Genomic DNA, 19,695 nt, shown 5'->3' on the forward strand with positions numbered 1-19,695 from the left:
CCATCCACTCATCACTTTTTCTTCGGCTCGGGTTTGGCTTCAGGCTGGTAGTCTGCCTGAGAGAAACGTTCCCACAGCTCCTCTTCGGAGGCAGGCTGACTCGGCTCGTCAAAATCGGCATCATCAAAATCCATGTCGCCATCTTCGTCATCGTCGTTGTCGATGATACCGAGCTCGTCCATCAGCTCCTGATAACGGTCAACCCGCTGATCGACCCATGCCTGCTCTGCGGCCTCCAGGGTTTCACCGGCATCCAGACGATCCAGCAAGGCATTGAGGCGATCATCATTCTCGATGGACGCCAGCTCCTGCTCGGGGGTCATCACCACCCGCTTCTCTTTCGCAGGCTTGGTCGCCACCGGCTTGCTGCCCTTCTCGTCGGCAATCAGCGCGATGGGCTTGCGAGAGCCGATGCGTGGATCCTTGGCCTGCTTGGAGCCGCTCTTTTTGCCCGCCTGCTCGACCTGTTGGCGGGAGCCCGCCTTCAGGCCCTTGCGCTTGGCGGCGCGCTTGCGCTCACGACCTTCCTGAGCACTGGCATCTGATTCTTTGCGCTTGCCGGTAGGCTTGCGGTTGGGTTGTTTGGCCGACATGAATGACTCCGACAAATAACTGAATGGAAACCCCCGGAGCGTGTCGTCCGGGGAGGATGCTGAAGCGGGGAACAGTAAATATGGAACAAGAGTGGGATCCCGCACCAATTCGACCACTTTGGGCCGCTGAACACCGCAGGATCGGCATCCTCTGGGCATGTTGCTGGTATTTTGACACAGAATGTCTTGGCGGGTTAATGACCCAATAGAAAAAAGGCAGCCGAAGCTGCCTTTTTCCATCATGCGAGTGCCATTCCCTGGTAGCCAATCGCCTTATCCCTGGGCGAACCACGGCGCATCATTTCGTTGGATCATCCTGATCCTTATTGACCAGTCCTGAGTGTGCGTGTGTTTGTTTGTCTAACCCAAACCGGCGACATCCTGCCTCCCATCGGGGTGGTTGCCTCCCGCAGCCCCGCTCATCCCTGGCGGTCACCATCCTGGCTTTTTGCATCTATTGCTCATCGCATGCTCCGAGCCGACATCCTGTCAAACCGAAGACGGGTCTTGCACCCTCTCTCCGGCCAATCCTGATTGCCTACTGTAACTTCTTCGCTGGATGACTCAATCAACCAAAGCACATTTCGAACTGGTACAAAGTGATGTTATATTTCTTAATTCATTGAAAAACAAAACATAAAAAAATATATGTGAGCAATCTTTCAGACACGACCAGCCCCGTATATAGAAGATCTCTTACAGCAATGCAGGCTGTTTACGGGCGATCGCTACAACCTCAAAAAAGAACAGGGAACACAATGGTTCCCTGTTCTTTTCAACAAGATAACTAACAGGCTATATCAGTGAAGCCCCGCCACATACTTGGAGAGCGCCTCGATGTCCTGATCCGTCAGCTTCTTGGCCACATCCCGCATCATGCCATTGGGATCGTTGTCGCGGGTCGCCGAACGAAAAGCGGTGAGCTGGGCCTTGATATAGGCGGGATGCTGCCCTGACAGGCTGGGGTACTTCGCTTGCTCGACGCCGGAACCCCGTGGGCCATGACAGGCGGTACAGGCGGCCAGGCCTCGCTCCATGTCTCCCCCCATATAAAGCGCCTTGCCTGCGGCAACCACATCATCGGGCACGGCAACCGGCGTCACCTTCTGGCTGGAGAAATAGGCGGCAAGATCGTCCATATCCTGCTCGGACAACGGCAACGCCATGGGTCCCATGACGGGCGCAACCCGACCAGTTTGGCCAGAAGCTGCAGCCTTCAGTTCAACTAATTGTTTTTTGATATATGATGCGTGCTGACCAGCAATCTTGGGATACATGTCGACTGGGCTGTTGCCGTCCGGTCCATGACAGGCCGCACAGACGGCAGCCTTGGTTTGTCCCGCAGCGGCATCGCCCTTGGCTTGTGCCATCCCAGTTACGCCAACCATCAGAGCAAGTGTAATGACTAGGTTCTTCATGGCGTTCCAACTTTCTCGTTATTAGGCTTCCAGATCCCATGCCGCTGAAGGCATGTTAAAATAAACGCGTTCAAGCGACGCCATTTTACACTATTTCACAAAAAAGTAACTCTATAACCCTCTATCTCTATGGGGAATTTACGTTGGATACACAAACTCTGAATTTCAATAAGGTGCATTTTGTGACCAGCGCACCCGACATCCGCCACCTGCCAAATGATGGGGGTGTCGAGATTGCGTTTGCCGGTCGTTCCAACGCTGGCAAATCGTCTGCATTGAATACCTTGACCAAACACAAGAACCTGGCGCGTACCAGTAAGACCCCTGGCCGTACTCAGCTGATCAACCTGTTTGAGCTGGAACCGGGCAAACGCCTGGTTGACTTGCCTGGCTATGGATATGCCCAGGTTCCGCTGGAAATGAAGCTCAAGTGGCAAAAGTCACTGGCTGAATACCTGCAGCGACGGGAGTCCCTGAAAGGTCTGGTGATCCTGATGGACATCCGCCATCCGCTCAAGGAAACCGACATGAACATGCTGGAATGGAGTTCACACCGTGAACTGCCGGTGATGCTGTTGCTGACCAAGGCGGACAAATTAAGCCCGGGGCCCCGCAACAACCAGGTGATCAAGGTTCGTCAGGCGGTGGCAGAACTGGGCCCGCAGATCCAGGTTGAAGCATTCTCTTCTCTGACCAATATCGGCGTCGAGAAGCTGGCCCAGACCCTAAGCGGCTGGTATCTATCCGAAGCAGACAACGCCCAGGCAGACGACGAAGATCATCAGAACGAGGAGTAAACGACTCCTCTCCCTGGCTGCAATTGGCGGAGTTGGACCTCCGCTGATTGAAAGGCTTTCATGATCCCCCCATCTCCGAGCCCTTCCTCCCCGCCTTCGCCATCTCTGAAGAATAACCTCAAAAAATATATTTAAATCATACTGATAGCATATTTCGACGCGAAAAGAATTAACTAATTATCAACATGACACCGTTTTCATGGATATCGAGTAAAAAATCAAAATTGAAGGCTGTAACAAACGAAACTGAAATTTAATTACACGATGAGGCAATATAGGGATAAAAATGAGGCCGGTCTTGCCATTGCAAACCGGCCTGAAGAAATGAGTTCAAAAATTTGGGAAAAAGCGAGTTCTCGAGAACAAAGACGATTGGTTTTCCTCAAGAAACGCCTTCATTCTAACAAAGAACGGCAATAATTAAAGCATTTACTCTAAACGTTACTCATAAAAAAACGCCCCGACGATGACTCATCGGGGCTGCTATTCAGCCACATTCAATTACGTGAAATAAAAGGTCTGAAAGATAGAACATCTTACCTCTGTACCCTACGCCGACAACTGTACAGCAAAGCAGCAGAAAGTGAAAGTAATTTATGTAATTTAGTTTCAAAGATAGGGAAGGAAAAAAATATTCATAATTTTCATGCAGATAAAAAAATCCCCAGTACGAATACCGGGGAGTTATAAAGGTGACTAGCTAGCACTTCCTCAACTATCCAGTTAGTCAGCAGTCCGTTACAGAAGTTCCGCTGCTTTGAGAAAAAACTCAAAAAAATTCTGCGAGTGACGGCAAAGTAAAAGTAACTTATTGTTATGAAATGGTTTTATAAAAATGGCACCTGTTCTGCCACACACCCACCGCAGAACGACCGTTTCACATCACACGTGCCGTGCCGCATCACGAGGGAGCCCTTATCCAGAGATGCAGAATCTCTACATCAGACCTGCCGACAGCCCAATAGAACGCACAAGCTGGTTCACACGACGCCCAGATTGCGCTGCAACTCTCTCAATACCTGCTTGGTGCCGGGCCGGATCCCTCGCCATACGGTAAAGGCCTCAGCAGCCTGCTCGACCAGCATGCCCAATCCATCCATGGTATGGCGCGCGCCATGTTGTTTGGCCCAGCCGATGAAGGCTGTGTCCGTTGCGCCATACATCATGTCGTAGATCGCGATGTCCGGGTGGATGAGGGTTGGCGCCAAAGGTGGCAACTCTCCTTGCAGACTCGCTGAGGTGGAATTGATGATGAGATCGAACGGCCCCACCAGCTGTTCATAGGACTGAGCAGTGATGCTGCCCAGATCCCTGAACTCCACAGCCAGCTGTTCCGCCTTGGCATGGGTACGGTTGACCACGACGATCTCGCCCGGCGCTTCCGCCAGCAGGGGGGCCAGGGCACCACGAGCTGCGCCACCGGCCCCCAGAAGTAGGATCCTGCTACCGGCAAGGTTCACTCCGTGAGCCTTGAGATCGGCGACCAGCCCGGCGCCGTCGGTATTGTCACCCAGCAGCACACCATCATCAGTCAGTTTGATGGTGTTGACCGCTCCCGCCCGCTTGGCCCTGGGGCTCAGCCGCTCCACCAGCCCGAAGGCTTGCTCCTTGAAAGGTACGGTCACGTTGCACCCCTTCCCTCCTTCGGCGAAGAAGTGGTTCAGAGCGCTGGCAAACTCATCGACAGCAGGTTCTGCCAGACCATACTCCAACTCTTGCTGGGTCTGCCTGGCAAACAGGGTATGAATGAAGGGAGATTTGCTGTGGCGCACGGGGTGGCCAAAAACCAGATAACGATCCATCAAGGCGTTCCTTTTGAAGGCAATATCCCGATTTAACGGGTTTTCTCATGAAGGAACAAGCCGAATATCGGCCAATAAGAAGGGGCCATCATGGCCCCTCTGGTCACAACCACTCGCGCGGTTTGAGGTAGTCGCTGTAGAGCAATGCCTCCGGGCTGCCGGCCTCCGGCTGCCAGTCGTACTCCCAGCGCGCCAGCGGCGGCATCGACATCAGAATGGATTCGGTGCGCCCCCCCGTCTGCAGTCCGAACAGGGTCCCGCGGTCGTAGACCAGATTGAACTCCACGTAGCGGCCACGGCGATAAAGCTGGAACGCCCGTTCCCGCTCCCCATAAGCAAGATCCTTGCGTCGCTCGACAATCGGCAAGTAGGCCGCCAGATAACCCTCACCCACTGCACGCATGAAGGCAAAGCAGTCGGCAAAGGGCCAGCGGTTAAGGTCATCGAAGAACAGGCCACCCACCCCGCGCGTTTCGCCCCGATGCTTGAGGAAGAAGTAACGATCGCACCAGGATTTGAACTCGGGATAAATGTCGGTGCCGAACGGCTGACAGAGCTCATGGGAGACCTGGTGCCAATGCCTCACGTCCTCTTCGAACGGATAGAAGGGCGTCAGGTCGAAGCCGCCACCAAACCACCAGATCGGCTCCTCCCCCTCTTTCTCGGCGATGAAGAACCGCACATTCGCATGGCTGGTCGGTACATAGGGATTATGCGGGTGGATCACCAGCGACACCCCCATGGCCTCAAACCTGCGGCCAGCCAGTTCGGGACGATGTGCGGTCGCGGATGCCGGCATGGCATCGCCATAGACATGGGAGAAGTTGACCCCACCTTGCTCGATCACCGCCCCCTGGCGCAGCACCCGTGTTCTACCGCCACCACCACCTTCGCGACTCCAGGCATCTTCCACAAAGCGCCCGCATCCATCGGCCTGCTCCAGGCCACGGCAGATATCATCCTGCAATTGCAGCAGGAAGGCTTTTACCTGGGCCACATCCGGTTTGCTCATTTTATCTCCTGTCAGACAGGCATCATGCATGCTCTGCCTGCACTTCTCGTATTGTCATGACCTCATCGCACAACCTGCATGAAACAGGGCCGTGCCCAACTCAGGATGGGCGAATGATGGCCCCGGTGCGGGCGTCCTTGATTTCGGACGGGTTGGCTTGCCCCCCGACTTCGCCGGGCAGAATGTAAGCCAGCTGGCTTGCCAGCAGATCGCCAATATCAGCCACCCGGCGAGCGGGTTCCTCACCGGTTAGATTGGCACTGGTGGACACCAGCGGTTTGCCAAATGCCCGGCAAAGCCCTTGCACCTGGGGATGGCCTGTGACCCGCACCGCCAGGGTCTCGAACTGACCGGTCAACCAGGACGGCGTCGTCGCGCGAGCGGGCATGATCCAGGTGAAGGGACCAGGCCAGCTCGCCTGCACGCAAGCAAGCTGCTCATCGCTGAGCTGGCTCAGGTCGATGTAGTCCTGCAATTGCGCCAGATCTGCCGCAATCAGGATCAATCCCTTCTCCACCGGCCGCTGTTTGATGGCCAGCAGCCGCTGCACGGCGGCTTCGGAATCAGGATCACACCCCAGACCAAACACGGCTTCGGTGGCATAGGCGATAACCCCTTCTCCTTGAAGGGCGGCAACCGCTTGTTCAAATTCATTTGGCATAAGCACATGCGACAGCCACGCTGCCGCCTCTCATCACTGGATTGTATGTTGAACCGACATGACGGCATCGGGGCCATCACTGCTGCGATATGGGCTATATCTCTGCTCCTCTTCAGTCATGCATTTCGGCTCAGACGCTTGAGTGCATCAGTGAACCGAGCAACCGCAGGGAGCTTGAGATGGCGATCAGGAGCAGGGCAAGTTGGGCGATGTGCATCAGCTCACAACCTCACGCTGACCAGCAATCCGCCTGCCTGATCATGGGCGGCGAGATTATACCCGCTCAATCTGGTGGGAGCATTTCTTTTGCGGGCAGACCCAGCGCAGGTTTCCCCGCACCTTCTTCTCGATCATGATGCCCCAGCCACACTCGGGACAGGGTATGGGAACCGGCTTGTCATTCACCACATACTTACAGTGAGGATAGGCGTCACACGAGTAGAACTGTTTGCCATAACGGGACGTGCGGCTCACCAGATGACCTTTGCCACACTCCGGGCAGAGGATTTGGGTATCGTCACTCTCCTGAAGGGATTCGATATGCTGACAGGCCGGGTACTGGGTACATCCCACAAACAGACCGTAACGACCCTTCTTGATGGCCAGTGGATGGCCACAATCCGGACAGGACGACCCCTCGAGCACTTTCTCTATATCGCGGCCAGAGGGGGTGAGGGAGCGAATGTAATCGCAAGCGGGATAGGCTGAACAACCAAGGAAGGGACCGTGCTTGCCCTGGCGGATCACCAGTTCAGCACCACACTGCGGGCACGGCTCGCGCTCGAAGGCATGTTCGTGGGCAGAGAAGAGGTGGTGATCGATCTTTGACATGGCCGCGCCTTGAAATCCAGATGGCCTGAATTCTACCAGCGCGGCACCGGGCTGTCAGTGGATGACGCCGTCCGACTCGTCAAACACCAGCTCTTCCATCTGCTGGTAGGCGTTTTCACTGCCTGGCACATTGAACAGCACCATCATGACGACCCACTTCAGATCGTCCAGCTCGATGTCCGGCTTGTCCAGCTCGAGCAACCGTTCGATGCAGATTTCACGGGTTTCGGCATTCAGCACTTGCGCCTGCTCCAGGAACAGCAGGAAACCGCGACATTCAGTACTGAGGCGAACCAGCTCCTGCGGCGCATAGATCCGCATAGAGCCCTGCTGGCTTGCGGTGACATAGACTTCCCGCTCGCTGTCGTGCAGGTTGGCCAGTCGCTCCAGCCAGTTGAGCGCTTTCTCGATCTCGTCCTTGTCGAAACCGGCCCGGCTCAGTTCGTCGGTGAGTTCATCCTGCTCGACCATCACATCTGCATCGCTGTGGATGTAGGTCTCGAAAAGGTACATCAATACATCAAACATGATTCGCCCTCCTCGCTCTGACGTATCCACCGGCTACCGCCATCACTGCACCAACCAGCTCCAGCTCTACCAACCTGCCCAGTACGACATCGACAGGAAGCCGGGCCCGTTCGGCAACGGTATCCACGCTCGTGGTCTCATAATCTACGTTATCCAACAAATCGGCATAAGGCAATTCGCTATTATGCTGCGCCTCGGAAGAACCGTTGGCGGGTCCGGGGGGCAAGACCAGCCTTGGAAACTCTTCCAGGATATCGGCGGCATTCAAGACCAGCTTGGCACCCTGTTGAAGCAGACGGTTGCACCCTGCTGCCTGTGCATTTTGCGGGGCGCCGGGAACGGCAAAGACCTCGCGGCCCTGCTCCAGCGCATAACGGGCCGTGATGAGCGAACCACTCTGTTCTGCCGCTTCCACCACCAGTGTCCCCAGCGACAGGCCACTGATGATACGGTTGCGGCGAGGGAAGTGTTCAGCCAGGGGGCCTTGCTGGGGCGCCAACTCGGAAACAAGCAGACCTTCCTGCTCGAGGATCTGCATCGCCAACCCCTGATGACGCTTGGGGTAGAGACAATCCAGACCGGACCCGAGCACCGCCAGGGTGATTCCGCCCGATGCCAGCGCCTGCTGATGGCAAACGCCATCGATGCCCAACGCGAGGCCGGAGGTGATCGCCAGACCACAGCCCACCAACTCGGCACACAAACGTGTCGCATTGTCTTTGCCGGCATAGGTGGGGTGGCGGGTACCCACCATCGCCAACTGTGGCAGGGAGAGGGATGAGACGTTCCCGCGGCAGTAGAGCAAGAGCGGGGCGCCGGGGATCTCTTTGAGCAGGGCAGGATATGCGGGGTCATCGGGACAGAGGAGGTGATTGCCGGGCTCGGCGGCCCAGCTCAATCCCTGCTCCACGACAGGAAGAGGCCATCTCATCTGCTGAATCTGGGCACTCTGCAGACCAAGAGCTCGGAGGGCGCCATCGTCTGAGTCAAACAGAGTTGTGATGTCACCACCCACATGAGCCAACAGGCGAGCGGCGGTGACCGGACCTATGCCTGTAACGGCATCCAGCGTCAGCCATAGCGACAACCGCTCCAGTGGCAAGGACACGTCAGAAATTACTGACCTGATAACCAGAGCCGACCAGATCCTGGCTCTGCAGGATAAGACCGTAACTCAATTTGTCGTAGACCTTGAACAGCATGACTCTGGCAACGGCCTCGGCAGGCAGCGATGACTTGCCGGCAGAATAGAACGCCTTGTCATAGACGGATGAATATTCCCGGTATGACACCTTGCCATTCTTGTCCACCATCTCGGCTCCCGGGCGCAGGATCTCGAGCACATCGCCCGGGGCCACCTGATCACGCTCCCCCTTGTTGATGAGTACCACATCAAATTTGCCCCCACCATGTACCTTGCTCGGCAGCTCGATCACATAGCCGGGGGAAATGGAGGGCGCCGCCTTTGGCATGAACACGGCAGAAATGCTCTCCTGCGACGGCAGCGGCATCACCTTGTCGCCCTGATACACCTCACGCCGGTTATGGGTCAGCGTTACTTTGGTGGTGTCGTGGGCAAGGTACTCCTCTGCCCGCACCGTGCCGACAAAAATCGCCTCCTGACCGAGCGACTCGCCAGTATGCTTGTCCTTGTATGCCACCCCCGGGCGATAGAGGCCATAACTCTGGCCCGGGTTCAAGGCTCCTTTCACATAGAGAATGTCACCCTCCAGCATCCCGACATGCTTGTCATTGTTGCCGAGCACATAGGGCAGGTCCTTGCTCTGCTGGCTGTTGGCTAGAATGTGGTCGGTCTGCAGGAAGGGCGCTATCTCGCTCAGAGGCAGGGTCGGTATGGGATTGGCCTTGTTTTCATAGCGGTTCTTGGGCGAGAGACGGATGACCTGCTTGCCCCCCTGACTGGCTTTGCCGAGCCGAGGCTCACCATTGACCCAGCTCAGGTGCAGCACGTCACCGGGATAGATCCAGTGGGGATTGGCGATCTGCGGATTGATGTTCCAGAGGCGTGGCCAGAGCCAGGGTTCGGCCAGATACTGGCCCGAGATATCCCAGAGGGTGTCCCCTTTTTGCACCACATAAGTCTCGGGGTAACCGGATTTGAGCGTCAACTGCTGTGCCATGGCGCCACCGGCCAGGGCTGTCGCCAGGCAGGCGACGACGATTTGCTTCAGATACATAACACTCCCTGTTACTTCTGCACGCAAAGTGTTGCTGTTTTTTGTCGGCGTAAATGACTAGAATTACGTCAATATTGACTGCGTTTATATGAAACTAAAGAAAAAATTATGGCCATTCTAGATGTATTGCGTTTCCCCGATGAGCGTCTGCGCACAGTCGCGGCCCCTGTCGAAGCCTTTACACCCGAGTTACAACACATTGTAGATGATATGTTCGAAACCATGTACGCGGAGGAAGGCATCGGCCTGGCCGCGACCCAGGTCGACATTCATCAGCGCATCATCGTCATCGATGTCTCCGAGAACCGCGAAGAACAGCTGGTGTTGATCAACCCGGAGATCCTGGAACAGTCCGGCAGCACCGGCATCGAAGAGGGCTGCCTCTCCGTGCCCGGCAACCGTGCTCTGGTTCCGCGCGCCGAGTGGGTCAAGGTCAGGGCGCAAGATCGCCACGGCAACACCTTCGAGCTGGAAGCGGACGATCTGCTCGCCATCTGCATACAACATGAGATGGATCATCTGGTCGGCAAGCTGTTTGTGGATTACTTGTCCCCACTCAAGCGCCAGCGCATTCGTCAGAAGCTGGAAAAGATGGCCCGTGAAGATCGCAAAGTCCTCTGAGGATCCGCTCCATTGAACAAGCTGAAACTGATTTTTGCCGGTACCCCCGACTTCGCCGCCCGTCATCTGGCGGCGTTGTTGTCTTCCGGCCACGAGGTCGTCGCCGTTTATACCCAGCCGGACAAGCCCGCCGGTCGCGGCCAGAAGCTCACTGCCAGCCCGGTCAAGGAGCTGGCGCTGGCCCACGATCTGCCGGTCTATCAACCTGCCTCCCTGCGCAATGAAGCGGCGCAAGCCGAACTGGCCGCTCTGGGTGCCGATCTGATGGTCGTCGTGGCTTATGGCCTCATCCTCCCCAAGGCGGTGCTCGATACGCCGCGTCTGGGCTGCATCAACGTCCACGGCTCTCTGCTGCCACGCTGGCGTGGTGCCGCCCCGATTCAACGCTCCATCTGGGCGGGGGATGCCGAAACCGGCGTCACCATCATGCAGATGGATGTGGGGCTGGATACCGGCGCCATGATCCGCAAGGTAACCTGCCCCATCGCCAGTGATGAGACCTCTGCCAGCCTCTATGACAAGCTGGCCGGTCTGGGCCCGCAGGCACTGGTCGATACCCTGGACGCCATGGCTGCCGGCGGCACCGCCGCCGAGCCCCAGGACGATGCGCTGGCCAACTACGCCGAGAAGCTCTCCAAGGAAGAGGCCCGCATCGACTGGTCGATGGACGCCGTTGCCATCGAACGCTGCATCCGCGCCTTCAACCCCTGGCCCATCAGCTGGTTCGAGGTCGCCGGACAGACCGTCAAGGTGTGGCAGGCCGAAGTCCTTCCCAAGGCGCACGGCCAGGCAGCCGGAACCCTGCTCAAGGCCGACAAGCAGGGGATCGAGGTTGCCACCGGTCAGGGGGTGCTGCGCCTGCTGACCCTGCAACCTCCCGGCAAGAAGGCCATGTCCGTTTCGGATCTGCTCAACTCTCGCCGCGACTGGTTTGAACCTGGCACGCAACTGATTTGATCTGGATTGAATTGACACAAGCGGGGCCCTGGCCCCGACTTGTGCATCTAAGGTAACGCTATGAAAACACGCGCACAGGCTGCTCTCGTCATTCAACAGGTGCTGGATCAGGGCCAATCTCTCTCCGCCGTTCTGCCTGCTGCCCAGGAGAAGGTCGCCCCTCGCGATCGCGCCCTCCTGCAAGAACTCTGCTACGGCACCCTGCGCTGGCTGCCCCGCCTCGATGCGGCGGTCAGCGAGATGATGGACAAGCCGCTCAAGAACAAGAGCCGCATCTTCCACTACCTCATCCTGGTCGGCCTCTACCAGCTCATCTATACCCGCATTCCGGCTCACGCCGCCGTGGCCGAGACCGTCAACGCCGTCAAGCTGCTCAAGGGTTCTTCCCTGCGCGGCCTCATTAACGGCGTACTGCGCAACTTCCAGCGCAGCGCCGAAGTGATTCTGCTGCGCATCGACCGCGTTCCCAGCGTCCGCCTCGGCCACCCCGAATGGCTCACCAAGCGCCTGCGTCAGGCCTATCCCGATGACTGGGAGTTCATCATGGAGGCCAACAACCAGCGCCCGCCCATGTGGATCCGCAACAACAGCCAGCGCCAGAGCCGCGAGGCCATGCTGGCCCGCATGAGCGAGGTGGGTATCCCGGCCATGGCCGGTGTGGAAGGGGAAAATTGCATCCTGCTGGAGCGCCCCTGCGACGTGACAAAGCTGCCCGGCTTCGAGCAGGGTGACTGCTCGGTGCAGGACGGTGCCGCCCAGCAGGCTGCCGCCCTGCTCGATCCCCAGCCAGGCGAGTGGGTGCTGGACGCCTGCGCCGCCCCCGGCGGCAAAACCGCCCATTTGCTGGAACGCCAGCCGGCCCTTGCCGGCGTGGTTGCCGTCGACGCCGACGACAACCGCCTCAAGCGGGTGCAGGAGAACCTGGATCGCATCGGCCTTCAGGCCCAAGTGATCCACGGTGATGCCAGCACGCCGGATCTGTGGTGGCCACAGGGGCAGTTCGACCGCATCCTGCTGGATGCCCCCTGCTCCGCCACCGGCGTCATCCGTCGTCACCCCGACATCAAGTGGTTGCGCCGGGATCAGGACATCCGCGAGCTGGCCGAGCTGCAACGCCGCATTCTCGATGCCCTCTGGGGCAAGCTGAAGCAGGGCGGCACCCTGCTCTACGCCACCTGCTCCGTGTTGCCGGAAGAGAACCGGGAGCAGATCCGCGCCTTCCTGGCCGATACCCCGGATGCCCGCTTGGTGCCGTTGCATGCAGAAGACACCCCGGCCTGTCCGGGTCGCCAGTTCCTGCCCGGCGAGGCGGAGATGGACGGCTTCTACTATGCCAAGCTCATCAAGCTGTAGGCCGAACCGGCGGATGGCAGGCCCGGTGACGGGCCGCCTCATTACGAAGCAACAACCTTGAGTAAGATGGCCTTATGAAAATCATCATTCTGGGCGCAGGTCAGGTGGGTGGCACCCTGGCCGAAAATCTCGCCGGCGAGAACAACGACATCACCATCGTCGACACCGACAGCGAGCGCCTGCGCGAACTGCAGGACAAATTCGACCTGCGGGTGGTGAACGGCCACGGCGCCCATCCCAGGGTGCTGCGCGAAGCCGGCGCCCAGGATGCCGACATGCTGGTCGCCGTCACCAACAGCGACGAGACCAACATGGTCGCCTGCCAGGTCGCCTACTCCCTGTTCAACACCCCAAATAAGGTGGCGCGCATTCGGTCCCCCGCCTATCTGGTGGAGCGGGATCGCCTGTTCCTGCCCGAATCCGTCCCCGTGGATCACCTGATCGCCCCCGAGCAGTTGGTGACCGACTACGTGCGTCGCCTGATCGAGTATCCGGGGGCGTTGCAGGTGGTGGATTTTGCCGACGGCAAGGTGGGCCTGGTGGCGGTCAAGGCCTATTACGGCGGCCCCCTGGTGGGCAATGCGCTCTCCACTCTGCGGGAACACATGCCCAACATCGAAACCCGGGTCGCCGCCATCTTCCGCCAGGGGCGCTCCATCCGCCCCCAGGGCACCACCATCATCGAAGCCGATGACGAGGTGTTCTTCGTGGCCGCGGCGGGCCATATCCGCGCCGTGATGTCGGAGCTGCAACGCCTCGAGAGCCCCTACCGGCGCATCATGATCGTCGGCGGCGGCAACATAGGCGCCGGTCTCGCCCGCCAGCTAGAGAAGCGCTACAGCGTCAAGCTCATCGAGCGCAACCAGAAGCGGGCGGAGCAGCTCTCCGAGCATCTGGAACACACCATCGTCTTCTGCGGCGATGCGGCGGATCAGGAGCTGCTGGCGGAGGAGCACATCGACCAGATCGACGTCTTCATCGCGGTGACCAACGAGGATGAGGCCAACATCATGTCGGCCCTGCTCGCCAAGAAGATGGGGGCCAAGAAGACCATGGTGCTGATCCAGCGCGGCGCCTACGTGGACCTGGTACAGGGCGGCTCCATCGACATCGCCATTTCCCCCCAGCAGGCCACCATCTCGGCCCTGCTGACCCATGTGCGTCGCGCCGACATCGCCAACGTCTACAGCCTGCGCCGCGGGGCGGCCGAAGCCATCGAGGCGATCGCCCACGGGGACGAGAACACCTCCAAGGTGGTGGGCAAGACAGTGGGCGAGCTCAAGCTGCCCCCGGGCACGACCATAGGCGCAGTGGTGCGCGGTGATGAGGTGCTGATCGCCCACGATCGTACCCAGATACAGCAGGATGACCACGTGGTGATGTTCCTGGTGGACAAGAAGTACATCCCGGAAGTGGAGCGTCTGTTCCAGCCCAGTCCCTTCTTCCTGTAAGCCGGCCATGTCTCTGGCAACGGTATCCGGACCCGGCCCCTTTTCTCAGGAAAGGTCCGGGTCTTTTTTCAATCAACGACCAGGTTTTCTTGCATGATCAAGCTGCATCCCATCGTCTTCACGCTCGGGCTGGTGCTCTCCAAGCTGGCGCTCTTCATGTGGCTGCCCACCCTGCTGGCCCTGCTGACCGGTTCGGAAGGTTTCGTCGAATTTCTCAAGTCGGTCTTGATCACCCATGGTGCCGCTCTGCTCTGCCTCCATTACGGTCGCAAGGCAGAGTTTCACCTCGGCGTGCGGGAGATGTTCCTGCTCACCACCTCGGTCTGGGTGGTCGCCTGCGTCTTCGGGGCCCTGCCCTTCGTCTTCATCACCCATATCGACTTTGCCGACGCCTACTTCGAGACCATGTCGGGGGTCACCACCACGGGATCCACCGTGCTGTCGGGGCTGGACGGCATGGCCCACAGCATCCTGCTGTGGCGATCCATCCTGCAGTGGCTGGGCGGGGTCGGCTTCATCGTGATGGCGGTGGCGGTGCTGCCCTACCTCAACGTCGGTGGCATGAAGCTGTTCCAGACCGAGAGCTCCGATTGGTCCGACAAGAGCGCCCCCCGCGCCAAAACGGTGGCCAACAACATAGTGCTGGTCTATCTGGTACTCTCCATGCTCTGCTTCCTCGCCTACTGGGTGAGTGGCATGAACCTGTTCGAAGCGGTCAACCACGCCATGACGACCCTCAGCACCGGCGGCTACTCCACCTCCGATCAATCCATGTCCCACTTCTCCCACGCGGCGCACTGGATAGGCACCCTCTTCATGTTCCTCGGTGGCCTGCCCTTCCTGCTCTATGTGCAGGCTCTCTCCCGCCGTGACAACAGCCTGTTCAAGGATGCCCAGGTGCAGGGCTTCTTCTGGCTGATCGTCTGGGTGACCCTGGTCGTCACCTTCTATCTCTGGGTGAGAGACATCTACGGCTTCATGGATGCCTTGCGCATCAGCAGCTTCAATATCGTCTCCGTGCTTACCACCACGGGTTTCGGACTCGGTGACTTCGGCACCTGGGGCCCGCTCACCACCATTATCTTCATCATCCTGCTGGCACTCGGCGCCTGCTCCGGCTCCACCTCGGGCGGGCTCAAGATCTTTCGGGTCCAGGTGGCCTTCGCCCTGTTCAAGAAACAGATGCGCCAGCTGATGCACCCCTCCGCCGTGTTTCCCCAGAAGTACAACGGCCGTCCGGTCAACGACGCCATCATCCGCTCCCTGATCTCCTTCGTGCTGGTCTACTTCGCCATCATCCTGCTGATCGCCGCCCTGCTCGCCGCCATCGGGCTGGACCCCCTGACCGCCATCTCGGGCTCCATCACCGCCGTGGCCAACGTGGGCCCGGGCATGGGGCCTGTCATCGGTCCCAGCACCAACTTCGCCAGTCTGCCGGATGCGGCCAAGTGGATACTGTCGTTCGGCATGCTGCTGGGACGCCTCGAGATCCTGACGGTGGCGGTGCTCTTCTTCCCCTCCTTCTGGAAGCAATAAGCAGCCGTCCAGGCTGTTGCATGAAACGAAAAGGGCAGCCAATGGCTGCCCTTTTCGTTGTCCCGGCGAATGACGACTCCCCTCAGTCCGCCGACTCCTCCCGCTCCAGCGCCCTGTCCACCAGCGCGTCCGGCAAGGGCTTGGTCACCTCGACCCCCAGCTCGCGAAAGCGCTCGGCCTGGGCGATCAGGTTGCCACGACCGTTGACCAGCCGGCCCATCGCCTTGTCGTAGCTCTCCTGCGCCTTGTGCAAGCTGCCCCCCATCTGCTGCATCTCCTCCACGAACAGCCGCAACTTCTCGTAGAGGCGACCGGCCCGCTCCGCTATCTGGCGCGAGTTCTGGTTCTGCCGCTCGTAGCGCCACAGGTTCTCTATGGTGCGCAGCGCCACCATCAGGTTAGTAGGGCTCACCAGCAGGATGTTGTGTTCCAGCCCGTAGCGCACCAGGGAAGGGTCCGCTTCCAGGGCAGCGAGGAAGGCAGGCTCCACCGCCACGAACATCAGCACATAGTCCAGGGTGCGCACCCCGGGCAACTGCTGGTAATCCTTGCGGCCCAGCTCGCGGATATGGTTGCGCACCGAGGCGACGTGCTCCTTGAGCGCCACCGCCTTCTCCAGATCGTCAGCGGCGTTGTACCAGCGCTCATAGGCGGTCAGCGACACCTTGGCGTCGATGATGATGTCCTTCTCCTGGGGCAGGTGGACGATGACGTCGGGCTGGTAGCGCTTGCCCTTGTCCACCTCGATGTTGACCTGGGTGTGGTACTCATGCCCCTCGCGCAGGCCGCACTCGGAGAGGATCCGCGCCAGCACCACCTCCCCCCAGTTGCCCTGCTGCTTGCTGTCGCCCTTGAGGGCCCGGGTCAGCGCCGCCGCCTCTTCGGTCATGCGGGCGTTGAGCTCGGCAAGGCGCTCCAGCTCGAACTTGAGGTTGTGGCGCTGGGCCGTCTCCTGGGCGTGGGTCTCTCCCACCTGGCGGCGAAAGCCCTCCAACTGCTCCTTGAGTGGAGTCAGCAGGAGATCCATGCTGTTCTGATTCAGTTCGCGGAAGTTTCCAGCATTTTGTTCAAAGATACGATTGGCGAGGTTCTCGAACTGTTGGCCGAGGCGCTGCTCAGCCTCTTGCTGCAACTGCAGCTTCTCGGCGCTGGCGATGCGTTCGCTGCGCAGGGTCGCCTCGGCCTCCTTGAGGCGGGCGGTGAGCTTGAGCAGCAGGGTCTGCTGCTGATCCAGCTTCTGCTGAGCCAGCATCTTCTCGTCCTGCAGCGCGTCCCAGCGATCCTGCAACCCCTGATAACGCTCCTCCAGCAGCAGCGCCTCTTCACGGCCGCTGCGTCGCCCCCACCACCAGCCGAACAGCAGCGCCAGCCCGCCAGCCAGCATGGCAGGCCACCAGGTCAGCAGCGGGGTCATCTGCGCCCCCGCTGGCGCAGGAAGAGTTCGAGATAGCGGTTGAGCAGCAACCAAATCAGCACATAGAGCAGGTAGGCCGCCAGCACCACCCACTTGTGGCTGTTGACCCCGGTATCCAGTTCACTGAACTCGATACCCTTGAGATGGCAGTAGGCCCACATCAGCAGGGGGAAGACATAGAGCAGAGAAGCACGCCACAGAAATAGCCACATGAGTTCATTCAATCCCGCAAAAAGACCCGCCTAGCTTACACAAGGGCAACCCGGCTTGCGATCCTGCCCGCCGCTATTCTCTGGCTTGCCGGCCTAAAACTGGATAAAATTAACCCCTAATAGGTATAGAGGTGGGCATGACGCATTTTTTCTGTCGCTGGCTGGCACACGCATGGGGGAGCCCCCGCAGACCCGAGGTGGTCTGCCATGAGGCACGCCCGCCCTGGGCCATCGACGAGTCCCAGTTCCTCACCCTCTGCACCCGTTGTGGCGACTGCTTCAAGGCGTGTCCCAACGGCCTCATCAAGCCCGCCGATCGCCCCGAATATGACGGCAGTCCCATCGCCGGTACCCCAGTGCTGGATCTCGCCTGTGGCCAGTGCAGCTATTGCGGCAGCTGCGCCAGAGCCTGCCCCACGGGCGCACTGGATCTCTGCCTCGGCCGCCAGGTGCAGACCCGGGTCAGGATAGAGGCGAGCTGCCAGGCCCGTCAGGGCTACTACTGCCTGCTGTGTGAAGATGCCTGCCCCCAGCAGGCGATCAAGGTCGGCAGCGAGGGAGTGACCGTCAACATGGCCGCCTGCGATGGCTGCGGCGCTTGCGGCCTCGCCTGCCTGCACGGAGCCATCACCCTTGTGCCCCAGCTCTGACCGCTGGCAATGACAGAGGGGCCCGCAGGCCCCTCTGTCATTCACCGTGGCATCATGCCATGGTCAGGATATTATCCTGCTCTATGCCGAGAAGGTGGCACAGACGAGTGGGATCCCGCACCGCATCCGCCAAAGTGTACTCCCCCAGCACCTCCAGGAAGGCGTGCATGGCGCGGCGCAGAATGCCCTGGATGCGGCAGCCCCCGGAGAGACGGCAGTTTTCGCGCTTGCAGTCCACCGGGCAGAGCACGTGCTCCATGTCCATCACCACATCGCGCAGGTTGATGGAGACGGCGGCACGGCCGAGGCGGATGCCCCCATGCTTGCCACGCACCGTCTCGATGTAACCCTTGATGCCGAGCTGATGCACTATCTTGACCACGTGATTGCGGGAGATGGCGAAGGTGTCGGCCACTTCCGTGATGGTCGACAGGCGATCACCGGGCTGGATGGCCAGGAAGGTCAGGGTACGCAGGGCGTAGTCGGTAAATCGTGTCAGTTGCATGGTCGCACTTGCCTCTTACTACAAGCCAGAAATCAGGACGACAGCCGGTGGCCAAAGAGGGGGTCTGCACATGCGTGCGCACGGGATGGGCTTCTTCGACCGAGTCGTGAAGTCACAAGGGTAAGAGCAGCCCGGGCGGGTGTCGACGAAGATGTACATAAATCGACACTTTCTTTGATTGATCGCAAACTTGCCGCCTCAGCGAGGGGTTTTGGCGGTTTCCGTCGACAAACCCCCACCTCCTCTGCCATCGCCGGAACCGTTGTCCGGCGAGTTCAGTGGGGCTGCTTCAGCCAGTTGCGCAGCGCCTGGGAGGGGATGGAGCTCTCTGAGGCCACCGCGAAGGCGCCCCAGTCCACGGCGCACTGCAGCGCATCGGCCATGGCCATGCCCCGCGCAAGACCGTGGATGAGACCGCCCGCGAAGGCATCCCCTGCCCCCGTGGTATCCACCACGGAGACCGGTCGCGCCGCCACCCTGACCTGCTCCTCCCCGTGAATGGCCACGGCGCCCGCCTTGCCCTCGGTCAGCACCAGCCATTCAAGCTGCTCCCCCGCGAGCTGGCGGGCATGCTGCCAGGGGTCGCTCACCTCGCCGAGATCGGAGCGGGAGGCCACCAGCACGTGGCAGGGGCGGCGGGCCTGCCCCCCCTTGGGATACTGGGCCACCACGAAACTCTTGGCGAGCATCTGGCGCATGTAGCCCACGATGGCGGTGCCCGGATAGTTCACATAGAGGCAGTCCACCCCTTCGGCCGGCAGATCCCCCGGCAGATCCGGACGACGTGGGCGCCTGAGGATGGTGCGCTCACCGGTGGCGTCCACCAGCACCAGCAGCTCGCCGGTCTCGCCGCCAAAGCGTTCCACATGGCTGCAATCCAGGCCGTATGAGGCCGCCTGCTCCAGCAGCCAGTCACCGGTGTCGTCCAGCCCGACCCGGGAGGCGATGATCACCTCGTGCCCCGCCCACACCAATCCGATGCCGGTATTGGCGGCGCCGCCGCCGAGCCTGCGCCCCTGATCCACGTATTGCAGCCTCGCCCCCGCCACCAGGGGTTCGGCCAGGGAGAGCACATGATCACAGTTGAGATTGGCGAGCAGCAGGATGCGGGACATGGAAACCTCGGCGGGAGGAGGCCGGCACCCCGGGGTGCCGG

General features: G+C 59.8%; 20 protein-coding genes. 7 read left to right on the forward strand and 13 right to left on the reverse strand.

Annotated features, from left to right (window positions below):
- Nucleotides 1-11: 11 nt before the first annotated feature.
- Both yihI and HKD46_RS06565 read right to left on the reverse strand, forming a co-directional pair.
- Nucleotides 12-593, reverse strand: a complete 582-nt coding sequence (yihI, locus tag HKD46_RS06560) for a Der GTPase-activating protein YihI (protein ID WP_039039515.1) — start codon at nucleotides 591-593, stop codon at nucleotides 12-14.
- Between the two features lie 800 nt (nucleotides 594-1,393).
- Complete coding sequence (locus tag HKD46_RS06565) at nucleotides 1,394-2,011, reverse strand: cytochrome c (RefSeq protein WP_042882257.1); 618 nt, start codon at nucleotides 2,009-2,011, stop codon at nucleotides 1,394-1,396.
- 143 nt (nucleotides 2,012-2,154) lie between these two features.
- On the opposite strand from HKD46_RS06565, the gene yihA reads away from it, so the two are divergent.
- A complete protein-coding gene (yihA, locus tag HKD46_RS06570) occupies nucleotides 2,155-2,808 on the forward strand; it encodes a ribosome biogenesis GTP-binding protein YihA/YsxC (RefSeq protein ID WP_041212162.1) in 654 nt (217 codons plus the stop codon).
- A gap of 980 nt (nucleotides 2,809-3,788) precedes the next feature.
- On the opposite strand, the gene aroE is transcribed toward yihA, so the two are convergent.
- From aroE to HKD46_RS06605, 7 genes are all read right to left on the reverse strand, one after another.
- The gene (gene aroE / locus HKD46_RS06575; protein ID WP_043153544.1) at nucleotides 3,789-4,610 is read right to left on the reverse strand and encodes a shikimate dehydrogenase; all 822 of its coding nucleotides are present in this window, start codon (nucleotides 4,608-4,610) and stop codon (nucleotides 3,789-3,791) included.
- Between the two features lie 103 nt (nucleotides 4,611-4,713).
- The gene (gene hemF, locus HKD46_RS06580) at nucleotides 4,714-5,622 is read right to left on the reverse strand and encodes an oxygen-dependent coproporphyrinogen oxidase (protein ID WP_043153546.1); all 909 of its coding nucleotides are present in this window, start codon (nucleotides 5,620-5,622) and stop codon (nucleotides 4,714-4,716) included.
- A gap of 100 nt (nucleotides 5,623-5,722) precedes the next feature.
- Entirely contained in the window at nucleotides 5,723-6,283 is a 561-nt protein-coding gene (locus HKD46_RS06585) for a Sua5/YciO/YrdC/YwlC family protein (protein WP_043153548.1), read from the reverse strand.
- A 273-nt stretch (nucleotides 6,284-6,556) separates the two neighbouring features.
- A complete protein-coding gene (locus tag HKD46_RS06590) occupies nucleotides 6,557-7,114 on the reverse strand; it encodes a type I DNA topoisomerase (protein ID WP_045522424.1) in 558 nt (185 codons plus the stop codon).
- A 54-nt stretch (nucleotides 7,115-7,168) separates the two neighbouring features.
- Nucleotides 7,169-7,642 carry a DUF494 family protein gene (locus HKD46_RS06595; protein WP_010672510.1) on the reverse strand — a complete coding sequence of 158 codons (474 nt, stop codon included), beginning with the start codon at nucleotides 7,640-7,642 and terminating at the stop codon, nucleotides 7,169-7,171.
- On the reverse strand, nucleotides 7,635-8,750 hold the full coding sequence (dprA, locus tag HKD46_RS06600; protein ID WP_042882248.1) for a DNA-processing protein DprA: 1,116 nt from the start codon (nucleotides 8,748-8,750) through the stop codon (nucleotides 7,635-7,637). The genes HKD46_RS06595 and dprA overlap by 8 nt, the downstream gene beginning before the upstream one ends.
- Before the next feature lies 1 nt (nucleotide 8,751).
- Nucleotides 8,752-9,840, reverse strand: coding sequence for a LysM peptidoglycan-binding domain-containing protein (locus HKD46_RS06605; protein WP_041214093.1), 1,089 nt, complete (start codon nucleotides 9,838-9,840; stop codon nucleotides 8,752-8,754).
- A gap of 108 nt (nucleotides 9,841-9,948) precedes the next feature.
- Between HKD46_RS06605 and def the strand changes: the two genes are divergently transcribed.
- The 5 genes from def to HKD46_RS06630 all read left to right on the forward strand — a co-directional run bounded on the left by def (nucleotide 9,949) and on the right by HKD46_RS06630 (nucleotide 15,758).
- A complete protein-coding gene (def, locus tag HKD46_RS06610; protein ID WP_010672507.1) occupies nucleotides 9,949-10,461 on the forward strand; it encodes a peptide deformylase in 513 nt (170 codons plus the stop codon).
- A 12-nt stretch (nucleotides 10,462-10,473) separates the two neighbouring features.
- Nucleotides 10,474-11,418, forward strand: a complete 945-nt coding sequence (gene fmt, locus HKD46_RS06615) for a methionyl-tRNA formyltransferase (protein ID WP_052814942.1) — start codon at nucleotides 10,474-10,476, stop codon at nucleotides 11,416-11,418.
- Between the two features lie 60 nt (nucleotides 11,419-11,478).
- Nucleotides 11,479-12,771, forward strand: coding sequence for a 16S rRNA (cytosine(967)-C(5))-methyltransferase RsmB (gene rsmB / locus HKD46_RS06620; protein WP_052814941.1), 1,293 nt, complete (start codon nucleotides 11,479-11,481; stop codon nucleotides 12,769-12,771).
- A 74-nt stretch (nucleotides 12,772-12,845) separates the two neighbouring features.
- Nucleotides 12,846-14,222: a Trk system potassium transporter TrkA gene (trkA, locus tag HKD46_RS06625; RefSeq protein WP_010672504.1), complete on the forward strand. Its 1,377-nt coding sequence runs from the start codon at nucleotides 12,846-12,848 to the stop codon at nucleotides 14,220-14,222.
- Between the two features lie 93 nt (nucleotides 14,223-14,315).
- Entirely contained in the window at nucleotides 14,316-15,758 is a 1,443-nt protein-coding gene (locus tag HKD46_RS06630) for a TrkH family potassium uptake protein (protein WP_010672503.1), read from the forward strand.
- 82 nt (nucleotides 15,759-15,840) lie between these two features.
- On the opposite strand, the gene rmuC is transcribed toward HKD46_RS06630, so the two are convergent.
- Nucleotides 15,841-17,172, reverse strand: coding sequence for a DNA recombination protein RmuC (gene rmuC / locus HKD46_RS06635; RefSeq protein WP_045522434.1), 1,332 nt, complete (start codon nucleotides 17,170-17,172; stop codon nucleotides 15,841-15,843).
- Complete coding sequence (locus HKD46_RS06640) at nucleotides 17,169-17,384, reverse strand: hypothetical protein (RefSeq protein ID WP_010672501.1); 216 nt, start codon at nucleotides 17,382-17,384, stop codon at nucleotides 17,169-17,171. The genes rmuC and HKD46_RS06640 overlap by 4 nt, the downstream gene beginning before the upstream one ends.
- Before the next feature lie 137 nt (nucleotides 17,385-17,521).
- Here HKD46_RS06640 and HKD46_RS06645 point away from each other — a divergent pair, with 137 nt between their 5' ends.
- Nucleotides 17,522-18,034, forward strand: coding sequence for a ferredoxin-type protein NapF (locus HKD46_RS06645; RefSeq protein WP_010672500.1), 513 nt, complete (start codon nucleotides 17,522-17,524; stop codon nucleotides 18,032-18,034).
- 52 nt (nucleotides 18,035-18,086) lie between these two features.
- Here the strand turns inward: HKD46_RS06645 and HKD46_RS06650 are convergent, their stop codons facing one another.
- Together HKD46_RS06650 and HKD46_RS06655 are read right to left on the reverse strand one after the other, a co-directional pair.
- Nucleotides 18,087-18,539, reverse strand: a complete 453-nt coding sequence (locus HKD46_RS06650; RefSeq protein ID WP_010672499.1) for an Rrf2 family transcriptional regulator — start codon at nucleotides 18,537-18,539, stop codon at nucleotides 18,087-18,089.
- A gap of 275 nt (nucleotides 18,540-18,814) precedes the next feature.
- The gene (locus HKD46_RS06655) at nucleotides 18,815-19,654 is read right to left on the reverse strand and encodes a PfkB family carbohydrate kinase (protein WP_128272518.1); all 840 of its coding nucleotides are present in this window, start codon (nucleotides 19,652-19,654) and stop codon (nucleotides 18,815-18,817) included.
- Nucleotides 19,655-19,695 lie beyond the last annotated feature (41 nt).

The organism is Aeromonas sp. TW 6 (assembly GCF_013168745.1).
Lineage (GTDB): Bacteria > Pseudomonadota > Gammaproteobacteria > Enterobacterales > Aeromonadaceae > Aeromonas > Aeromonas caviae.

Bases quoted from the DNA above. Each gene is read 5' to 3' on its own strand.
- yihI (WP_039039515.1), bottom strand. From the start codon at position 593: ATGTCGGCCAAACAACCCAACCGCAAGCCTACCGGCAAGCGCAAAGAA.
- HKD46_RS06565 (WP_042882257.1), bottom strand. From the start codon at position 2,011: ATGAAGAACCTAGTCATTACACTTGCTCTGATGGTTGGCGTAACTGGG.
- aroE (WP_043153544.1), bottom strand. From the start codon at position 4,610: ATGGATCGTTATCTGGTTTTTGGCCACCCCGTGCGCCACAGCAAATCT.
- hemF (WP_043153546.1), bottom strand. From the start codon at position 5,622: ATGAGCAAACCGGATGTGGCCCAGGTAAAAGCCTTCCTGCTGCAATTG.
- HKD46_RS06585 (WP_043153548.1), bottom strand. From the start codon at position 6,283: ATGCCAAATGAATTTGAACAAGCGGTTGCCGCCCTTCAAGGAGAAGGG.
- HKD46_RS06590 (WP_045522424.1), bottom strand. From the start codon at position 7,114: ATGTCAAAGATCGATCACCACCTCTTCTCTGCCCACGAACATGCCTTC.
- HKD46_RS06595 (WP_010672510.1), bottom strand. From the start codon at position 7,642: ATGTTTGATGTATTGATGTACCTTTTCGAGACCTACATCCACAGCGAT.
- HKD46_RS06605 (WP_041214093.1), bottom strand. From the start codon at position 9,840: ATGTATCTGAAGCAAATCGTCGTCGCCTGCCTGGCGACAGCCCTGGCC.
- def (WP_010672507.1), top strand. From the start codon at position 9,949: ATGGCCATTCTAGATGTATTGCGTTTCCCCGATGAGCGTCTGCGCACA.
- rsmB (WP_052814941.1), top strand. From the start codon at position 11,479: ATGAAAACACGCGCACAGGCTGCTCTCGTCATTCAACAGGTGCTGGAT.
- trkA (WP_010672504.1), top strand. From the start codon at position 12,846: ATGAAAATCATCATTCTGGGCGCAGGTCAGGTGGGTGGCACCCTGGCC.
- HKD46_RS06630 (WP_010672503.1), top strand. From the start codon at position 14,316: ATGATCAAGCTGCATCCCATCGTCTTCACGCTCGGGCTGGTGCTCTCC.
- rmuC (WP_045522434.1), bottom strand. From the start codon at position 17,172: ATGACCCCGCTGCTGACCTGGTGGCCTGCCATGCTGGCTGGCGGGCTG.
- HKD46_RS06640 (WP_010672501.1), bottom strand. From the start codon at position 17,384: ATGTGGCTATTTCTGTGGCGTGCTTCTCTGCTCTATGTCTTCCCCCTG.
- HKD46_RS06645 (WP_010672500.1), top strand. From the start codon at position 17,522: ATGACGCATTTTTTCTGTCGCTGGCTGGCACACGCATGGGGGAGCCCC.
- HKD46_RS06650 (WP_010672499.1), bottom strand. From the start codon at position 18,539: ATGCAACTGACACGATTTACCGACTACGCCCTGCGTACCCTGACCTTC.
- HKD46_RS06655 (WP_128272518.1), bottom strand. From the start codon at position 19,654: ATGTCCCGCATCCTGCTGCTCGCCAATCTCAACTGTGATCATGTGCTC.